This window comes from Micromonospora olivasterospora (assembly GCF_007830265.1).
Lineage (GTDB): Bacteria > Actinomycetota > Actinomycetes > Mycobacteriales > Micromonosporaceae > Micromonospora > Micromonospora olivasterospora.
In genome coordinates this window covers 5582117-5599533 of sequence record NZ_VLKE01000001.1, presented here as the reverse complement: position 1 = coordinate 5599533, position 17417 = coordinate 5582117, and the positions used below count along the sequence as shown (strand labels likewise).

The 17417-nt window shown below is 76.4% G+C and carries 15 protein-coding genes and 2 pseudogenes; 4 read left to right on the top strand and 13 right to left on the bottom strand.

Annotated features, from left to right (window positions below; all coding sequences use genetic code 11):
• Positions 1-111: 111 nt before the first annotated feature.
• Together JD77_RS25675 and JD77_RS25670 are read right to left on the bottom strand one after the other, a co-directional pair.
• On the bottom strand, positions 112-990 hold the full coding sequence (locus JD77_RS25675; RefSeq protein WP_145776522.1) for a DMT family transporter: 879 nt from the start codon (positions 988-990) through the stop codon (positions 112-114).
• A 103-nt stretch (positions 991-1093) separates the two neighbouring features.
• Positions 1094-1840 carry a phosphatase PAP2 family protein gene (locus tag JD77_RS25670; protein WP_145776521.1) on the bottom strand — a complete coding sequence of 249 codons (747 nt, stop codon included), beginning with the start codon at positions 1838-1840 and terminating at the stop codon, positions 1094-1096.
• Positions 1841-2131: 291 nt separating this feature from the next.
• Here JD77_RS25670 and JD77_RS25665 point away from each other — a divergent pair, with 291 nt between their 5' ends.
• The 3 genes and pseudogenes from JD77_RS25665 to JD77_RS25650 all read left to right on the top strand — a co-directional run bounded on the left by JD77_RS25665 (position 2132) and on the right by JD77_RS25650 (position 5416).
• Positions 2132-3436, top strand: a complete 1305-nt coding sequence (locus JD77_RS25665; protein ID WP_145776520.1) for an MGDG synthase family glycosyltransferase — start codon at positions 2132-2134, stop codon at positions 3434-3436.
• A pseudogene (locus JD77_RS35635) lies at positions 3331-4524 on the top strand (wax ester/triacylglycerol synthase domain-containing protein); the annotation flags it as partial. The gene JD77_RS25665 and the pseudogene JD77_RS35635, both read left to right, overlap by 106 nt.
• Before the next feature lie 142 nt (positions 4525-4666).
• Positions 4667-5416: an SDR family NAD(P)-dependent oxidoreductase gene (locus JD77_RS25650; RefSeq protein WP_211372674.1), complete on the top strand. Its 750-nt coding sequence runs from the start codon at positions 4667-4669 to the stop codon at positions 5414-5416.
• A 55-nt stretch (positions 5417-5471) separates the two neighbouring features.
• Here JD77_RS25650 and hpnH read toward each other — a convergent pair whose 3' ends face one another.
• The 11 genes and pseudogenes from hpnH to JD77_RS25600 all read right to left on the bottom strand — a co-directional run bounded on the left by hpnH (position 5472) and on the right by JD77_RS25600 (position 16297).
• Positions 5472-6476 carry an adenosyl-hopene transferase HpnH gene (gene hpnH / locus JD77_RS25645; RefSeq protein ID WP_145776518.1) on the bottom strand — a complete coding sequence of 335 codons (1005 nt, stop codon included), beginning with the start codon at positions 6474-6476 and terminating at the stop codon, positions 5472-5474.
• Positions 6473-7432 (bottom strand): 4-hydroxy-3-methylbut-2-enyl diphosphate reductase, encoded by a 960-nt coding sequence (gene ispH / locus JD77_RS34130; RefSeq protein WP_246141345.1) that lies wholly within the window; start codon positions 7430-7432, stop codon positions 6473-6475. The genes hpnH and ispH overlap by 4 nt, the downstream gene beginning before the upstream one ends.
• Positions 7433-7492: 60 nt before the next feature.
• Positions 7493-7984: pseudogene (locus JD77_RS34125) on the bottom strand (phosphorylase family protein); the annotation flags it as partial.
• 41 nt (positions 7985-8025) lie between these two features.
• Positions 8026-9972: a squalene--hopene cyclase gene (shc, locus tag JD77_RS25635; RefSeq protein ID WP_145776517.1), complete on the bottom strand. Its 1947-nt coding sequence runs from the start codon at positions 9970-9972 to the stop codon at positions 8026-8028.
• On the bottom strand, positions 9972-10979 hold the full coding sequence (locus tag JD77_RS25630; RefSeq protein WP_145776516.1) for a polyprenyl synthetase family protein: 1008 nt from the start codon (positions 10977-10979) through the stop codon (positions 9972-9974). The genes shc and JD77_RS25630 overlap by 1 nt, the downstream gene beginning before the upstream one ends.
• Positions 10976-12343, bottom strand: coding sequence for a hydroxysqualene dehydroxylase HpnE (hpnE, locus tag JD77_RS25625; RefSeq protein ID WP_145776515.1), 1368 nt, complete (start codon positions 12341-12343; stop codon positions 10976-10978). The genes JD77_RS25630 and hpnE overlap by 4 nt, the downstream gene beginning before the upstream one ends.
• Entirely contained in the window at positions 12340-13206 is an 867-nt protein-coding gene (gene hpnD, locus JD77_RS25620; RefSeq protein ID WP_145776514.1) for a presqualene diphosphate synthase HpnD, read from the bottom strand. Before hpnD ends, hpnE begins: the two co-directional genes overlap by 4 nt.
• Positions 13203-14060, bottom strand: a complete 858-nt coding sequence (gene hpnC / locus JD77_RS25615) for a squalene synthase HpnC (protein ID WP_145776513.1) — start codon at positions 14058-14060, stop codon at positions 13203-13205. Before hpnC ends, hpnD begins: the two co-directional genes overlap by 4 nt.
• Before the next feature lie 288 nt (positions 14061-14348).
• Positions 14349-14969 carry a hypothetical protein gene (locus JD77_RS25610; RefSeq protein WP_145776512.1) on the bottom strand — a complete coding sequence of 207 codons (621 nt, stop codon included), beginning with the start codon at positions 14967-14969 and terminating at the stop codon, positions 14349-14351.
• A gap of 2 nt (positions 14970-14971) precedes the next feature.
• The gene (locus JD77_RS25605) at positions 14972-15820 is read right to left on the bottom strand and encodes an MFS transporter (protein WP_145776511.1); all 849 of its coding nucleotides are present in this window, start codon (positions 15818-15820) and stop codon (positions 14972-14974) included.
• A gap of 75 nt (positions 15821-15895) precedes the next feature.
• Complete coding sequence (locus JD77_RS25600; RefSeq protein WP_145776510.1) at positions 15896-16297, bottom strand: DUF1622 domain-containing protein; 402 nt, start codon at positions 16295-16297, stop codon at positions 15896-15898.
• A gap of 697 nt (positions 16298-16994) precedes the next feature.
• Between JD77_RS25600 and JD77_RS25595 the strand changes: the two genes are divergently transcribed.
• Complete coding sequence (locus JD77_RS25595; protein ID WP_145777779.1) at positions 16995-17297, top strand: GNAT family N-acetyltransferase; 303 nt, start codon at positions 16995-16997, stop codon at positions 17295-17297.
• The last annotated feature ends 120 nt before the right edge of the window (positions 17298-17417 follow it).

Here is a 17417-nt window from a genome sequence, read left to right as displayed (position 1 = left end):
GGCGGCTGGGGAAACCAGCCGCGGCGGCGCCAGGGCCCGCTCCCGCTGGCGTCCGTCCCCGCCGAAACGTACGCCAGGGGCTTCTTTCGAGTCCTCCCGCCCGGATGGCCGCTACCCGCCGGCTGCGTGCGGCGCCCGCCGGGCGAGCAGGAAGACCGCGACGACCACGACCACCAGCCCGAACACCTGGCCCAGCAGGTACCCGACACCGGTCATGATCCGCTCGTCCAGCCAGAGCAGCCCGACGGCGATGGACACCAGCGGGTCGGTGACGGTGATGGTGGCCAGGGCGGGCGCGCCGACCGGGCCGGCCTGGTAGGCGTTCTGGCTCAGCAGCACACCGAACGGGCCGAGCACGGCGATGGCGTACAGCTGCCACTGACCGAACACCGTCAGCGGGCTCTGCTCGAGGTGGAACCCGAGGCTGCTGATCAGCCCGGCCGTCACGCCATAGCAGACGCCGGCGGCGAGGGCCAGCGGCAGCGGGCGCCACCGGCGGTCGAGCCGCAGCGCCGCCAGCAGGCACAGCCCCACCGAGATCACGACCGCGACGCCGAGCAGCACGGCGGAGCCGAGCGACTCCAGTCCCCGGCCCTGGCCGCGGCCGGGCTGCGCGACCGCCAGGAAGGCGGCGAGCCCCAGCAGGCACAGCATCGACTCCAGCAGCAGCGGCGGGTCGGGCCGGTGGCGTTCGGCCGCGGCGAACACCAGGACGTACCAGATCAGCCCGGTCACCAGCAGCGGCTGCACCAGGATCAGCGGCACCAGACTCAGGGCCGCGACCTGCAGGGCGAACGCCGCGGCCGCGAGCACGACCGACCAGCGCCAGCTCGGGAGGCGGAACAGGCGCGCCAGCAGCCGCGGCCGCCCGGCCCGCTCCTCGGGCACCTGCCGGACGGCGCGGAACTGCAGCACCGAGGACGTGCCGAACGCGGCGGCGGCGGCGAGGGCGAGCGGCGCGCCAACCGCCAGATGTCCCGCCTGGTTCACCGTACGCTCGCCGGCCCGGTCATCCGGCCTCCCCTCGGTGCGGCGTGCGGGCCGGACGCCTTCCCCGCGCGGCGGCGGGTAAACGCCGGCCGGGGCCGGCCGTTCACGGTCCGGACCCGCCAGCGCCGGCCGCTCCGGGCGGTCGTCGGTCCAGCCGGCGCGGCAGCGGGAGGGTACGCCAGGGCACCCGCAGGAGCAGCCGCGCGATCATCAGTCCGAGCAGGTATCCACCGGCGCTGTCGGTGAGCCAGTGGTAGCCCAGGTACGTGGTGCCGGTGAAGACCAGCGGGCCGGGCAGCCACTGCAGCAGGCGGCGCAGCGCCGCGGTCACGTACGGCGCCAGCAGCGCCGCCAGCACCGTGTAGTAGACGATGCCGTTGCTCACGTGGCCGGACGGGTAGTACTCCTCCCAGCCCTCGCTGAACAGGCGCACCGAGCCGTGGTGCGGGGCGCCCCGTGAGGTCCAGCGCTTCAGGCCGACGATCAGCAGCGTGCTCACGATCGGGGCCAGCCCGGCCAGGACGACCGGGCGCACCGTCCGGTGGCGCCAGGCCAGCCAGCCGGACACGAGCACGGTGAGGGTGGTCAGCGGTCCGCCCTGGCCGAGGCCGTCGAGGACGCGCATCAGCGCGGACACCGGCGGCGGGCGGTGCCCGTCGCACCAGTCCCGTACGGCGATGTCCAGGCGCAGCAGCGGCGGCCACCAGACCAACGCCGCGGTGAGCGCGGCGAACGCGGCGACCAGCAGGGCGTCGAACCACCATCCGGCCGGGACCGGCGCCAGCACGGGTACGCCGAGCGGGCGGAGCCCGCGTCGCGCCCGCCGCGCCCCTGGCCGTCCCCCTGCCATGACGCCTCCCGGCAATGCCGCCCGACGGGCGCCTGATGTCCGAAGATATCCCATCTATGCGAAAAAGAGTGGTTAAGCTGGTGGACACCTTGGCGGGGTGACTCCGCGGCACCCCTCCCCCCACCCACCGTCTGGGAGCGCCCGAGATGTCAGCGACCCCCACGCCAACCCCGGCCGCCCGGCCGGGGCCCGCCGGGGCCACGGGGACGGCACGCGTCCGGTGCCCGCCGAGGGCCGAAGACGGACGCCGGGCCGGCGACGCCGGACGGCGGCGGGCCGGTCGCCCGGCGGGTGCTGGTCGTCTCGGCCGACATCGGCGGCGGGCACGACGCCACCGGGCGGGCGCTGGCCGAACGCGTCCACGCGCTGTGGCCGGGCAGCCGGGTGGGCTGGGTCGACACCCTCGACGTCATGGGCCCGGGGGTCGGCGGGTTGTTCCGGCGCACCTACGTCACCAACGTCGACGCGACGCCGTGGCTGTACGAGTTCTTCTGGGCGGCGATCTGGCGGCACCCCTGGTTCGCCGTCGCCTCCAAGTGGTTCACCGGCGCCTGGGCCGGCCGGGGCCTGGCACGGGTCGTCGAGGCGTTCGACCCGGATCTGATCGTCTCCACGTATCCGCTGGGCAGCGCCGGGCTGGCCTGGCTGCGTCGGCGTCGTGGCCTCGGCGTGCCGCTCGGGGCGTGGGTCTGCGACTTCGCGCCGCACCCGTCGTGGGTCTACGCCGAGCTGGACCTGGACGTGCTGGTGCATCCGGCGGCACTGCCGGTGGCGGCGGTCGCGGCGCCGGGCGCGCCGCTGGCGGTGTCCGCCCCGCCGGTGCTCGACCGGTTCCGTCCCGGCGACCGGGCCGAGGCCGCCCGGCGCTGCGGCCTCGACCCGACCCGGCCGGCCGTCGTGGTCGCCTGCGGCTCGTACGGCTTCGGCCACGTCGAGGAGGCGATCCACGCGCTGGTCGGCATCGGGGACGCCGTCCAGGTGGTCGCCGTGTGCGGGCGCAACGACCGGCTGGTGGCCCGACTGGCGGCGCTGGGCGTGCCGCCCGGCCGGCTGCTGGTCCGGCGGTGGGTCGACGACATGCCCACCCTGCTGCGGGGCGCCCACCTGGTCGTGACCAACGCCGGCGGGGCCACGGCGCTGGAGGCGTGGGCCACCGGCACACCCATCGTGATGTACCGGCCGATCGCCGCGCACGGCGTGGCCAACGCGGCGCTGATGAGCGCCGCCGGCCTGGCCGAGACGGCCCGCAGCCCGCAGGCCCTCGTCGCCTACGTCCGCAGCCGGCTGTTCGGCCGGCAGCCCCCGGCCGCGCCCGCCCCCACCCACACCTGCCGGACCTCGGGCTGCCCGCGCTGGCCGACGCGCCGCCCGCGCAGGGTGCCCGCGCGGCGGGCGGCGCCGGACCGGACCGGCGCGGGGCGAGCGCCCGGCCGGCCAGCTGGCCGCTGCGCACACAGGACGCGTTCTTCCTGCACGTGCAGTCGGACACGGTGGCGCAGCAGATCGGCACGGTCATGGAGCTCGGCCCCCGCCAGGACGGCCGCCCGGTCGGCGCGGCGGACCTCACCGCGCTGCTGGCCGCGCGGCTGCCGATGATCACCACCCTGCGCCGCCGCCTGGTCGACCGGGGTCGGTGGCACCGGCCCGGCTGGGTGATCGACCGGTACGTCGATCCCCGCGAGCACGTCGAGGAAATCCACGTCGCGCCGGGTGACGACGGCGCCGCCGCGCTGGACCGGTTCTGGTCCGAGCCGCTGGCGCTCGACCGTCCGCTCTGGCGGATACTGTTGGTCGGCGGCCTTCCGGGCGGGCGAACCCGGGTTGCGGTCAAGCTGCACCACTGTCTCGGCGACGGGCTGTCCGTGATCGGCGTGCTCACCCGCCTGCTCGACCGGCCGGCCGAAACCGGGCGGGCGGCGCCGGCCGGGCCCACGGCATCCCCGGTCGCCGCCCCGACGCGCGGCGGGCGGCCCCGCCGGCTCGGCCTCGTCGCGCGCGGCCTGGTCAGGCTCGCCACCCAGGGACCGGCGCCGGCCACCGGGTTCAACCGCCCGCTGCGCTCGCCGCGCCGCCGGCTGGTCGCCGCGACCCTGCCGGCCGCCGAGGTGCTCCGCGCGGCGCGGGCCTGCGGGGCGCACGCCAGCGAACTGATGCTCGCGCTCACCGCCCGTGCCATGGGAGTCCTCGACCCCGGCGGGGCGCCGCCGCGGCTGCGGGCGATGTTCGCCGTCTCCGAGGACCCACGGCAGCGGGCGTCGACGCAGGGGAACTGGACCGGAGCGGTCACCCTCGACCTTCCGCTGGGGCGGTTCCCGGCGCGGGCCCGGGTCGCCGCTGTCCAGCAGTCGCTGCGGGCCGCGCTGCGCAGCGGGGAGGCGGAGGCGGCCGGCGCCGTGATGCGGGCGATGGGCGTCCTGCCCGCACCGCTGCACGGGGCGCTGGCCCGGCGCGTCTACACCGACCGGCATCTCAACGTCGTCGTCTCCTACGTGTCGACCCCGTGGCACTCGCGGCTGCTCGCCGGCGCTCCGCTGCTGGCGGCCACCCCGGTGGTCGCCCTCGCCCGGGGCGTACCCCTGGGCGTCGGGGTGCTGCGCTGCGGGAACACCTTCGGCCTCGGGGTGCTGCTGGACGAGTCGCTGGCCGACGCCGGTGGCGCGTTCGTCGACGCGGTACGCGCCGGCCTTGCCGAACTGCTCGACGGGGCCGACGCGGGCGCGACCGGCGGCATCGAGAGCGGGGCCGGCACCAGGGGGCCGAGCGGCCGCCGGACGGCGCACCGGCCGGGCGGCGGCGGGAGGGGCCGGTGCCGCCGGGGGTGTCGCGGTGCGCCTGACCGGCGCGGTGGTCCTGGTCACCGGGGCGTCGTCGGGCATCGGGGCGGCGGTGGTGCGGCGACTCGCCCACGCGGGCAGCCAGGTGGTGGCGGCCGGCCGCGACCCGGAGCGGCTCGCCCGGCTGTCCGCCGACACCGGCGCCGCCACGATGCTGACCGACCTGGCCCGGCCCGGCGCGGGGCGGGACCTGGCCGAGCGGGTCCTGGCCCGGCACGCCCGGGTGGACGTCCTGGTCAACAACGCGGGCGTCGGCTGGGCGGGCCCGTTCGGCGGAATGTCCGACGCCGTCGCCGACGAACTGCTCGCCGTGAACCTGCGGGCGCCGATCGAGCTGACCCGGGCGGTGCTGCCGGGCATGTGCCACCGCGGCGGTCACCTCGTGTTCGTGGGCTCGATCGCCGGCCGGCTCGGGGTGGGCGGGGAGGCCGTCTACGCGGCCAGCAAGGCCGGGCTCGACACCTTCGCACAGAGCCTACGGATGGAGCTGGCCCGCCGCCGGGTCGCCGTCAGCGTGGTCGTTCCCGGGGTGGTCGACACGCCGTTCTTCCTGCGCCGGGGACAGCCGTACCGGCGGAGCCGGCCCCGGCCGCTGCCGCCGGAGCGGGTGGCCGACGCGCTGGCCGCCGCGATCGCCCGGGACCGGGCCGAGGTGTACGTGCCGGGCTGGCTGCGCCTGCCGGTGGCGGTACGGGCCGTGCTGCCGGCGATGTACCGGCACCTCGCCGGGCGGTTCGGCTGACCGGCGGCCGGTGCGCCCGGGCAGCCCGGGCGCCGGGGTGGTCGGGCGCCGGGTGTCAGGCGCTGCGCACGGCCCGCAGCGACTGCCGCAGCGAGGACATGGTCGCCAGCACGGCCGTCGGCTCGTACCCGCAGTGCGCCATGCAGTTCGCGCAGCGCGCGTCCCGGCCTCGGCCGTAGCTGTCCCAGTCGGTCGACTCCAGCAGCTCCCGGTAGCTCGCCGCGTACCCGTCGGCCATCAGGTAGCAGGGCCGCTGCCACCCCAGCAGGGAGTACGACGGGATCGCCCAGGCGGTGCAGGGGAAGTCGACCTTCCCCTCGAGGAAGTCCAGGAACAGCGGCGAGTGGTTGAGCCGCCAGCGGCGGCGCCGTCCCCCGGAGAACGCCTTGCGGAACAGCTCCCGAGTCTCCGTGACGCCGAGGAAGTGCTCCTGGTCCGGTGCCCGCTCGTAGGCGTACGCCGGGGAGAGCATCATCTCGTCCACCCGCAGGTCGTCGTTGAGGTAGTCGAGCACCTCGATCACGGTCTGCGGGGTGTCGGTGTTGAAGAAGGTGGTGTTGGTGGTGACCCGGAAGCCGCGCCGCTTGGCCTCCCGCACGGCGGCCACCGCGGCGTCGAAGACGCCGTCCTTGCACACCGCCGCGTCGTGCCGCTCCCGCAGGCCGTCGATGTGCACGGTGAACGCGAAGTACGGCGACGGGCGGAACCTGTCGATGTGCTTCGGCAGCAGGACCGCGTTGGTGCAGAGGAAGACGAACTTCCTGCGCCGCACCAGCTCGGCGACGATGGTGTGGATCTCCGGGTGCATGAGCGGCTCGCCGCCGGCGATGGAGATCATCGGCGCCCCGCACTCCTCCACGGCGGCCAGCGCCTGCGCCACCGGCATCCGGCGCTTGAGCAGGTGCGCCGGCTGTTGGATCTTGCCACAGCCCGCGCACTTGAGGTTGCAGGCGAACAGCGGCTCCAACTCCAGCAGCAGGGGAAACCTCCGCCGGCCGCGCATCTTCTGTGCCACCAGGTAGCTCGCGATCCGTAGGCTCTGGCGCAGCGGCATGCTCATGGCTGCCGTACCTCCTTGGGAAGGGTGAAGGACACGTCCTCGACGGTCGTGGTGTGCTCGCTCACCTCCCTCGCCCCGAGCGCGGTGAGCGCGGCGACGACCTCGTCGACCAGCGCCGGCGGCGCCGAGGCGCCGGCGGAGACGCCGACCGTGGCGGCGCCGGCCAGCCAGCGCAGGTCCACCCGGCTCACGTCGTCGACCAGGTACGCCCGCGCGCCCGCGCGCTCGGCGACCTCCACCAGGCGGCGGGAGTTCGAGGAGTTGTCGGAGCCGAGCACCAGGACGACGTCGGAGCGGCCCGCGACCTCGGTGACGGCGCGCTGCCGGTTGGTGGTGGCGTAGCAGATGTCGTCGGAGCCGGGCCCGGCCAGGCCCGGGAACCGGCGGCGCAGCGCCTCGACGACCCCCGCCGCCTCGTCAGTGGCGAGGGTCGTCTGCACCAGGTACGACACCCGGGCGGGGTCGTCCACCCGCACCGTCTCGGCCGCGGCCGGGTCGGACACCAGGCGGATCCGGCCCGGTGCCTCGCCGAGCGTGCCGTCGGTCTCCTCGTGGCCGGGGTGCCCGATCAGCAGCACGGTGTCGCCCCGGCCGGCGAACCGGCGCGCCTCGGCGTGGACCTTCGTCACCAGCGGGCAGGTGGCGTCGATGACCGGCAGCCCGCGGTCGGCGGCCTGCCGGCGTACCGCGGGCGCCACGCCGTGCGCGGAGAAGACCGTGAGGGCCCCGTCCGGCACCTCGTCGAGGTCGTCGACGAAGACCGCGCCGCGGGCCCGCAGGTCGGCCACGACCCGGGCGTTGTGGACGATCTGCTTGCGGACGTACACCGGCGGCCCGTGGTGGCGCAGGGCCTGCTCCACCACCGCGATCGCCCGCTCCACGCCGGCGCAGAAGGACCGGGGCGAGGCCAGCAGGACCCGCCGCAGGCCGCTGCCCGCGTCCGCCCACTCGGTCAGCGCCGCCGCGACGACCGGCAGCACCGCCAGCGCGGCGCGGATCCGGCGCAGCGTGGCCGGCCGGTACAGCGGCCCGGTGGCGGTGTCGGCGACCACCCGTACGCAGGCCGTCGGCCGATCGGCGCACCCGGCCAGCAGCCACGCCGACTCGCAGTCGGCGACCAGCGCGCCGGTCGCGGCCAGTCGGGTCCGCGCCGCCCCGTCGACCAGCCGGTCGGCGCTGACCACGGGGCCGACGTGCACCCGCAGCCCGCGGCGGCGCAGGGCGGCGGCGAGCACGGCGGCGTCCGGCATCCGGACCGCGCCCGGCGGGGCGCCGGGGGCCAGTGGATCGGCGCGTACCTCGCTGGCCACCACGATGTCGCCGCAGGCCAGGCCGGGGGCCAGGCCGCCGCCGATGCCGGCGACGGCGACCGGGGCGGCACCGGCCGGCCGGCGGGCGGCGGCCGAGCGGGCGCGCCGCGGCCCGACGCCGGTACGTCGCAGCGCCGGTCGTCCGCGCCCGTCGCGGCCGGCCAGCCCGCGCCGCAGCGCCGACGCCTCCCACCGCATCGGCGCGTACAGCGTCCAGGGGGGATGGTCCCCCGGCGCGCTCACGGCAGCACCTCGGCGTCCGGGCCGGTGGCGCGCGCGTCCAGGATCCGGCCGAGCGCGCTGACCGGGAAGACCAACCGGTACAGGCCGTAGTTGATGTAGAAGTCGCCGGGGAAGCCGGTGCCGGTGTACTGCGGCTCGTCCCAGCCGCCGTCGGGGCGCTGCGTGGCGACCAGCCAGGCCACCCCGCGACCGGCCGCCTCCCCCGTCCCGTGGCCGGCGGCGTGCAGGGCGAGCAGGGCCCAGGCGGTCTGCGAGGCGGTGGACTCGCCACGGCCGACCCAGGCCGGGTCCCGGTAGGAGCGCAGGTCCTCGCCCCACCCGCCGTCGGGGTTCTGGTGGGCGAGCAGCCAGTCGACGGCCCGGCGGATCGCCGGGTGACCCGGCCGCAGGCCGGCCGCCACCAGGGCCGGCACCACCGCACCGGTGCCGTAGACGTGGTTGGCCCCCCAGCGGCCGAACCAGGAGCCGTCCGGCTCCTGCGCCCGCAGCAGCCAGGCCACGCCGCGGCGTACCGGCACGGTGTCGGCGAAGTTCTCCGCCGCCAGCGCCTCGACGATGTGCGCGGTCACGTCGGCGCTCGGCGGGTCGACGACCTCGCCGAAGTCGCAGAACGGCAGCTCGCCGAGCAGCGCCCGGGTGTTGTCGGCGTCGAACGCGGCCCACCCGCCGTCGCGGCACTGCATGCCGAGCAGCCAGCGGGTGGCGCGCAGCACGGCGGCGTCGGCCGGCACGGCGGTACGCCGCAGCGCCATGATCACCTCGGCGGTGTCGTCGGTGTCGGCGTACCCGTCGTTGTCGAACTCGAAGGCCCAGCCCCCGACGGGGGTGTGCGGCCGGCGCACCGCCCAGTCGCCGCGGACCCGGATCTCCTCGTCGAGCAGCCACGTTCCGGCGCGGACCAGGGCGGGGTGCCCCGCCGGCAGCCCGGCGTCGGACAGCGCGGTGACGGCCAGCGCGGTGTCCCAGACCGGGGACTGGCACGCCTCCAGCCAGCGCACCGGGCCGTCCGGGGTCTGCTGGCGCACCGTGAACCCCTCCAGCCCGGCCAGGCCGGCCCGCAGTACCGGGTGGTCCAGCTGGTATCCGAGCAGGTGCAGGGCCATCAGCGAGTACACCCAGGGCGGCTGGATCCCGCCCCAGGACCCGTCGGCCTCCTGGCGGGCCACGATCCACTCCGCCGCCCGGCGCAGCGCGTTGCGGCGCAGGGGGCCGCGGGCGATCCGCTCGTAACCGGCGGCGACCCGGTCCAGGCGGTGCAGCACGCCCGGCCGGGAGCGCAGCCGGGGCGGTCGCGGCGGCGCGGCGGCGGTGCGCAGCTCGTCGACGGTGAAGCCGAGCTCGCGCACCGGGCGCAGCGCGCGGACGATCGACAGCGGGACGATGGTCTGCCGGGCCCAGCAGGCGAAGTCGTAGATGTTGAACGGCAGCCAGGACGGCAGCAGCACCAGCTCGGGCGGCACGGCGGGCAGCTGGTGCCAGGGCCAGTGGCCGAACAGCGCCAGCCAGAAGCGGGTGAACACGCGGCTGGCGGCCAGTCCGCCGTGGGCGCGGACGAACGCGGCGGCCGACGCCAGGTGCGGCGCCTCGGGCGCGTCGCCGGCCAGCCGCAGCGCCAGGTACGCCTCGACGGTGGTGGACAGGTCGCCCGGGCCGCCGTGGAAGGTGGCCCACGAGCCGTCGGGTCGCTGCTGGGAGCGGATCCAGCGGGCGGACTCGGCCGTCTGCTCGGCGGTGCGGATGCCCAGGAACTGCCGCAGCAGCAGGTCCTCGGCGTCCATGGTGACGTTGCTGGCCAGGTCGCCCTTCCACCAGCCGGCTTCGTCCTGCAGGCCGAGCAGGTGGTCGCGGGCGCGGCGCAGCGCCGCCCGGGCCGCGTCGGATGGGGCAGCCGCCGGGGCCTCGACGACGGACCCGGTCGGCTTCGGCGAGAGCAGTTCGGTCATCAGTGATCCCGTCCGGTGATGAAGGTGGCGATGTCAGCGAGTTCCCGGCGTACGTGGTCGGGCAGGTCGAGCTCGGCCAGCTCCGCCTGGGCCCGCTCGGTCTCCCGCGCCGCCCGGCGCCGCGTCCAGTCCCGGGCCCCGGTCGCCTCGATCAGCCCGGTCGCCCGGGCCACGTCGTCGTCGCCCAGCGGCGCCGGCGACCGGTACAGCTCCGCCAGGGACCGGCCGGCGCTGCCGCCGTCGGTCAGCGCCCGCACCACCGGTACGCTGCGCTTGCGGGCCCGCAGGTCGGAGCCGACGGGTTTGCCGGTGCGCCGCGGGTCACCCCAGATGCCGAGCAGGTCGTCGACGAGCTGGAACGCCAGCCCGAGGTGGAGGCCGAAGCGGGACAGCCCGTCGACCAGCCCCGGGGGCCCACCGCACAGCAGCGCCCCGAGCGCGCACGAGCCGGCCAGCAGCGCGGCGGTCTTGTTGCCGGCCATGGTCAGACACTCGTCGAGCGTGACGTCGTCGCGGCGTTCGAATTCCAGGTCGGCGGCCTGCCCGCGGATGAGGTCCCGTACGTCGACGGCGAGCCGGCGCACCGCCGGGCCGCCGCCGGGCGCCTCGGCGAGCGCCTCGAAGGCGAGCCCGATCAGGGCGTCCCCGGCGAGCACGGCCGGGCCGACCCCGAACACCGTCCAGGCGGTGGGGCGGTGGCGGCGCTCGGTGTCGCCGTCCATCACGTCGTCGTGCAGCAGCGAGAAGTTGTGCGCCAGCTCGACCGCGGCGGCGGCCGGCACCCCGGCCTCGGGCTCGACCCCGACCGCCTGGGCCGACAGCAGCGCCAGCGCCGGACGCAGCCCCTTGCCCTGGCAGGCGGCGGGCGTGCCGTCGGCGTTCCAGTAGCCGAACTGGTAGCCGCCGACGAGCCGGTTGGCCGGGTCCAGCCGGTCCAGGAGCGCCCGGATCGCCGGTTCCACGTGGGTCTGGACCCGGGTGGTGCTGTCGCTGCGGGCGATGGTCATCTCGCGGCCTCCGTGTGGTGTCGGGGCCGGGACGCAAGCTGGCGGGCGACCACGTCGGCGGCCTGCTGGCCGCTGCGCACCGCGCCCTCCATCGTGTCCGGCCAGCCCGTGTCGGTCCATGCGCCGGCGAGCACCAGCCCGGGCAGGCCGGTGGCCGTGGCCGGCCGGTACGCCCGGGTGCCCGGTGTCTGCCGGAAGGTGGCCCGCGGCTCCCGGGTGACGAACGCGTCGCGGACCGCGGCGTGCCGCGCGGCGGGGAACAGCGCGGCGAGCGCCGCGCGCTGGGTCGCCACCAGCTCGGCGGTTGGCCGCTCGAGCTCGGCGTCGGCGGCCGACAGGGACACCACCACGTACTGGCCGTCCGGTTCCGGCCGGGTGAAGATCCACTGTGCCGGGGAGGCCACGGCGGCGGCCATGGTCAGCCCGGTGATCCGGCGGGCGTACCGCAGGTGCACGTTGACGATCGGCGCCGCGCCGAGGCGCCGCCAGTCGCCGGCGGCGGGCGCGGCGGCCGGCGGGACCAGCGCGGCCGCGGCCTGGTGCGGCACGGCCAGCACGACGGCGTCGGCGTCGACCTCGCCGTCGTCGGTGCCGACGCGGAAGCCGGCGGGTTCCGGGCGGATCCACCGGACGCGGGCGCGGGTGCGCACCCGGACGCCGAGCCGGTCCAGCAGCCGCCGGGCCGGGACGGCGTGCAGGTCGACCAGCGGGACCAGCGGGCGGCCGATGTCGCCGGCGTCCGCGGCCTCCAGCAGCCCGGTGCGGAACACCCGGGCGGCCAGCGCCAGCGACGCCTGGGCGCTGGGCAGGTTCAGCGCGGCCACGGTGACCAGGTCCCAGAGCCGGCGCACGGCGCGGGCGTCCTGACCGTGGTCGGCGAGCCAGTCGCCGAAGCTGCGCGCGTCGGTCTCGGGCAGGTCGGGGTCGACGTGGCGCAGCGCGGCGGCGGCCCGCACGGCGGCGAGCCGCTGCGCCGGGGCCAGCAGCCGGTAGCCGGCCAGCGCGGGCAGCAGGTGCGCCGGCGCCGGCAACCGGCGGCGGGCCAGCAGGTGCGGGGGCCGCCCCGGCAGCAGCACCGGCACCGCGAACCGCGGCTGCACCTGGGTGCCGGCGGTGCTGCCGAGCCGGTCCAGCAGCCCCCGGTACGCCTCGTAGCAGCGCAGGAAGACGTGCTGGCCGGTGTCGACGGTGAGCCCGTCGCGGCGGAAGGAGTAGGTGGCTCCGCCGAGTTCCGGCCGGCTCTCCAGCAGCGTCACCCGCAGGTGCAGGTCGGCGAGGCGGATCGCCGCGGCGATGCCGGCCAGTCCGCCGCCGATGACGCAGACGTTGCCGGCTTCGCCCGGCGGACCCGTCGGGGCGGTCATGCGGGGCGTCCCACGAGGGCGCGCGCGGCCACCCAGGCCTTCTCCCGTACCGGCAGTGACACGCGGCTGCGGGTGACGGCGAGCGGGTCCGCGGCGATCCGGTCGAGCAGTCGGCGGTAGATGCCGGCCATCGCGGCGGTGCAGGCCGCGCTGCGCCGGTCCAGCAGGGGCAGCAGTCGCAGCCCGGTGTCGTACCACCGGGCGGCGCGGTCCGCCTGGAAGCGCACGAGCGCGATCAGCCGGTCGGGGGGGTCGGCGAATCGGGTGCCGTCGATCCGCAGGGTGCAGCCGAACCGGTCCAGATCCTCGGCGGGCAGGTAGATCCGCCCGTCGGCCCGGTCCTCGACCAGGTCGCGCAGGATGTTGGTCAGTTGCAGCGCCACGCCCAGCGCGTCGGCGAGGGGTCCGGCCCGGCCGGGGTCGGCCGCGCCGAACACACCGAGGGACAGCCGGCCGATCGAACCGGCCACGCAGCGGCAGTACCAGTGCAGCTCGTCGAAGGTGCCGTACGCGCGCCCGGCCACGTCGGCGGCGCACCCGTCGACGAGTTCGTCGAAGGCCGCCAGGGGGATCGGCATCCGGGCGGCGGCGTCGGCGAGCGCGGTGAACACCGGGTCGCGGCCGTCGCCGGGCAGCAGGTGCAGCGCCGTACGGGTCCGCTCCAGGCGGTCCAGCTTCTCGTCCGGCGGCAGTGTGCCGTCGCCGATGTCGTCGATGCGGCGGGCGGTGGCGTAGATGGCCGACAGGGCCCGGCGTTTCGCCTGCGGCAGCAGCCGGATGCCGTACGCGAAGTTGGCCGCCCGGCTGCGGGTGATCTGCTCGCAGCGCCGATAGGCGGTGTCGACGTCGCTGGTCGTGGTCATCCGGCGCTCCTCACGGTGGCGGCCAGCCAGCGGTGCAGGACGCGCCGGCCCCGGGGGCGGACGGCGGTCCGCAGCGGGTCGTGGTCGGCCACGGCCAGCGCGTCGAGGGTCGCCCGGCCGCCGGCCAGGTAGCCGCCGACCGCGAGTCGGCCCCAGCCGTGCAGGGACGAGACGAGCGGGGCGCCGGCGTCGAGCCACGCCCGGGCCCGCTCCGCGGAGAACTCGACCAGTTCCCGCAGCTGCCGGCCGGCGGTGGGGCGGGCGAGGTCGGCCTCGGTGACGTCGAACCGGGCCAGGTCCTCCGCCGGCAGGTAGACCCGGCCGCGGCGGTGGTCCTCGGCCACGTCCTGCAGGTGCTCGACGATCTGCAGCGCCGTGCAGACCCGGTCGGACAGGGCGATCCTCGCCGGCGCGGCCTGCCCGAACACGTGCAGGACCAGTTCGCCGACCGGGTTGGCCGACAGGGTGCAGTACGCGACGAGCTGGTCGAAGGTGGCGTAGCGGGTCACCCGCTGGTCGACCCGGTTCGCCTCGACCAGCCGGACGAGCGGGTCGAGGGGGAGCCGGCACGCGGCCACGGTGGGGGCGAGGGCGCGGACCACCGGGTGGGTAACCCGGTGGCCGGCATAGAGGCACCGCAGCTCGGTCTCGATGTCGTCGAGGGCGGCGACCCGGTCGGCCGGGTCGGGCAGGGCCTCGTCCCCGAGGTCGTCGACCTGGCGGGCGTAGGCGTAGAGCGCGAGCAGGTGGCGGCGGTACCGGCCGGGCAGGACCCGCAACGCGACGGGGAAGTTCTCCCGCGACCGGGCCTGCTCGATCCGGCGTACCGGGGCGACGGCCGCGCGTTGGCTCATCAGCGTCTCCTTCCTGGCCGGGCACGGGGCCGACGGTGTCTGCTCGTCCGGGCAGCGCGGTCGGCCGGGGTGCGGACGCCGGCTGGCAGGCGTCGTCAGCTGTCCCGCCCGGTGCCGGGCGGGGGCGTCGGTGCAGGACCGCTCGCGGCGGTGCGTGCCGCAGGCGGCGCCGGGGAGACGCGATCCCCCCAGAACCAGCGCGAATTCACCTTAACCATCCCGATCCGCTGTAATTCCGAGATTCTCGGCAAATCCCCGGGGCAGCGGGCGTTCCCCGCGCGGCTCGGCTCACGTGGTCCCCCGCCGCCGCGACGCGGACGCCGTGGCCACGTCGACCGGGTACGCGCGCCGGGCGGTGAACAGGAGGACGCCGTTGGCCAGCAACGTGACCAACATGATCAGGAAGGTGTTGCGCAGGCCGACCCCGCCGGACCGTCCCGCCGGGCCGCCGAGCTGGTCCGCCAGCCACCCGAAGGTGGCGGGGGCGGCGGCCTCCGCGACGAGCCGCAGGACCGTCCGCAGGCTCTCCGCCCGCCCCCACAGCTGGCCGGGAACGATGTCCAGCCGGGCCGCGTCCAGCGGCGGGTTGGCGGCCGCCAGCGCGGCGGTGCCGAGCGCGATCAGCGGCAGCGCCGCGGCCAGCGAGGCGAGCCACAGCCCGGGGATGAACAGGACCGCGGCGGCGGTGTAGCCGACCGCCGGCACCACGATCCGCACGTCGACGCGCCCCCGGGCCAGCGCCCGGTCGGAGAGACGGCCGGCGAGTACCACACCGGCGAGCGCCGCCGCCCCGATCAGCAGCAGCGGCCCGGCGAACGCCGTCTGCGAGATGCCGAAGTGCCACACGACGAAGACGACGACGAAGGTGCGCAGCCCCGCGAGGAAGAAGTACCCCGTCGCCGACGCCACGATCAGTCTCCGGTTGGAGGGGATCGACAGCAGATAGACCGCGGCCCGGGCGAAGGACCACTGGTTCGGATCGTCCCGCAGCACCCGGTCCGGGCCGGGCCGATGCCCCGGGCGGACACCGCCGCCTGCGCCCGGTCGGCCGACCGGCGTCCGGCGTCCGGCCGGGCCCGCCCGGACCCGTCCCCCGGCGGGGACGGCCAGCCCGCGCCGCGCCGGGCGGGCTCGGGCAGCAGCCGCCACAGCGCCACCGCCAGCCCCGCGCTGACGACCGCGAGCAGGAAGAACGCGGCCCGCCAGGAGAGCAGCGCGGCGAGCTCACCACCGGCCACCAGGCCGAGGCCGGCGCCGACGATCTCGCCGGTGAGAATCCAGCCGAGGACCGTCGCGCGCTCGGCGGGCGGGATGAAGTCCCCCGTCAGGGAGACCACCACCGGCCCGGCCGCGGCCACTGCGGCACCGAGGAGCAGCCTGGACGCCAGCAGCCACCGGTAGTCGGGCGCCAGGCCGCCGGCGACCATCGCGGCCGCCCACAGCGCGATCGTGATCACGAGCAGGCGTACCCGGTTGGTCCGGTCGGCGAGCACGCCCAGCGGCACGCACGCCAGCACGCCCACCCCCGACGAGGCCGTGGCCAGCAGGCCGAGCTGGGCGTGGCTGATGCCCAGGTCGGCCTCCAGCTGCACGGCCGCCGCGCCGACCGTACCGACGTCGGCGCCGTTGAGGGCGAGCACCGCGCCGAGCAGCAGCACGACGCGGCGCAACTCCGGCCCGCCCGGCAGCCGGGCGGTCAGCGTCCAGCCCGACCCACCACCGGGGTCGCCGTCCTGGCCCGCCCCGCCCGACCTGGCCATCGTCGCAAGATCCGCCGTCTCCGGACGCCGGTCGACGCCCTGTCCCGACTCTGCCCGACCGCGGGACCCGGCGCGTCACAATCGGCGCGGGGCGGACCCGTCAGGGCGGCGCGCCGCCCCGGTGTCCGCCGGCGCCCTCCGCGGCTGCCACGGCCAGCGCCCCTGGAGCTCGACCTCCAGCGAGAAGCTCAAGAAGGTCCGCACCAGGACGATCAACGCCAGCACCCCCACGCTGCGGAAGGACGGTGCGACCGCCACGGTCCGGATGATGTCGCCGCCGACCAGCAACTCCAGGCCGAGCAGGATGGCCCGGCCCACCCCCTGCCGGTACGGACGGTAGAGGTCGACGACCCGGCGGGTGCGCCAGCAGCGGTACAGGAAGACGGCGGAGGCGACGGTGACCCCGACGGCGATGACCAGTACGCCGGCGAGGTCCAGCAGGGCGCCGACGCGCTCGACGAATTCCCTGGTCGGCACCCTGTCGCCTCCGGCCCGCGCCGTCGCTTTCGAGCCGACCCGCGCCCGGGCCGACCTGCTCCACCATCGCGCACCGCCGCCGGCCGCGGGCCCGTTCCGGCCTTCCCGGGCGCGGCCCGTGCGACCGGTGGGCCGCACCGGCGCTCCCGCCGGCGCCCGACCGGGGTCCGGGGCCCCGGGCGCGCCGGGCAGGGGCCGGGCCCCGACGGGTGGTCGGGGCCCCGGCTGAACTGTCCGCGGTCGGCGGATCAGAGGTTGAGGGTCCAGCTGTTGATGTAGCCTGTCTCCCTCTGTTACCTGGTTCTGCGCGCATGGCGCATCAATCGATGAGTGCTGCAACGGTGAGGCGATCCTAGGCCGACGTCGGTCGATTGTAGAGATATATGATTCTCGATCAGATTCCCGTATGCTGGCCAGTTCCATCGATCCCCACCGCAGTCTCCATCGGCCGCCAGGGGCAAAGGTTTCGGATCGATGACTACTCCGAAACGATCAACCGCAGAGGGATTCGTACGCATCGCCCGACGGATCCTCACCGTCGGGGAATAGCGACCAGCCACCCGGACAGTGAGAAGACGGACGACCCGGCGGTGAGTCGCGAGGAGCGAGCCGTCCGCCCGGCCGGCATCCGCGGGGCGGTCACGGGCAGGACCGCACCCGGAGCGTGGGACGGTTTCCGGCGTGGTTGGATGGCGACGTGCAGTTGACCGTGACAGACGCGCCGGAGCGAGACCGGTTCGAGGCGCGCGACGAGAGCGGCGCCGTGGCCGGCGTGGTCCCCTACCAGCTGACCGGCGCCATCATCGCCTACACCCACACCGAGGTCGACCCGGCGTACGAGGGCAGGGGGGTCGGCTCGGCCCTGGCCCGCGCGGTGCTGGACGACGCCCGCGCCCGGCGCCGGACCGTCGTCCCGCTCTGCCCGTTCCTCGCCGACTGGCTGACCCGGCACCCCGAGTACGACGACATCGTCGCCAGGTCGACCCGCAAGGTCAAGTAGCCGGCCAGCGGCAGCGGGTGCTGGGCCGCCCACGACTCGCCGCCGACGCCCGGGGCCCGTGCAGCGTTACCAGGCGGGCCGCGCCGAGCAGCTGGCCGACCCGGTGCAGCTCCTCCTCCC